The 841-nt window shown below is 64.2% G+C and carries 1 protein-coding gene; it reads right to left on the bottom strand.

All coding sequences use genetic code 11. From position 1 onward, the window contains the following. A partial coding sequence (locus DIE23_RS39080; protein WP_311767848.1) for a Clp protease N-terminal domain-containing protein occupies window positions 1-704 on the bottom strand: 704 nt, incomplete at its 3' end. Window positions 705-841 lie beyond the last annotated feature (137 nt).

The following is an 841-nucleotide window of genomic DNA, read 5'->3' as shown; positions in this document are numbered from 1 at the left end:
CGTGCGAGCACGTCGACCATTTGCTGGATCTCGCGATCGCGGCCGAACACCGGGTCGATCTGGCCGTTGCGAGCCTTCTCGGTCAGGTCGATCGCGAAGCGGGCGAGCGCCTCCTCATCCGTCTTCCTCGGGACGGCTCGTGTTTCCTGTGCCACCGGCGCGGCGGCGGGCGCGTCGCTCGATGCCGCAGCGGTCGGTTCACTCACATGTGCTTCCGGTTCTTCCCGCGCACTCTCGCACGAACGATGCGCAAGACGCGGCAGAATCCGCTCGATCTGCGCGCTGCTGATCGACAGCAGCGGCCACGCATTCTGTGCGCGCAGCACGTGTGGTGCGTCGACGATGGCCTGCAGCAGGTTGCCCGACCGGATGGACACGTCTTCGGTGTCCGATGCTACGCGAAGCCAGGCCTCCTGCAACACAGTCGCCAATTGCGTCGAGAGGGCAGGCTTACCGCGCAGATTGCGCGGCATATGTTCAATCGCAGCAATCAGCGCATCCCAGACCTTGTCGATGTCGATCCCGTAGTGCCGCAGGATTGCAGGAATGTCGCCGTCTCCGGCCTCGATCAGCTTCAGTAACCAGTGCTCGACCGCGATTTCGTCCGAAAGCCGTCCCTGGCAAAGACTCGCAGCGGCCTCGAGCGCCTTCGCGCAGTGCGGATTGAGCCGGCGGAGCAGGTGAGTGGTATCGCGCAAGGTCATGATGGAGCCAGGTCACTGAAGGAGGGAGCAGGCAGCGACCATCGGACGTGCCCGCTTCCGGGTAGAAAAAGACCAGCCCGACGCACGGGCTGGTAAAGGAACCGGCAGCAGCAGCGAGTCGGTTCCACACACGCTGT

Origin of the sequence: Burkholderia sp. Bp9143 (assembly GCF_003853645.1) — a bacterium.
GTDB lineage: Bacteria > Pseudomonadota > Gammaproteobacteria > Burkholderiales > Burkholderiaceae > Burkholderia.
The sequence above is the reverse complement of the archived record's forward strand: the minus strand, read 5'-3'. Positions and strand labels throughout refer to the sequence as shown.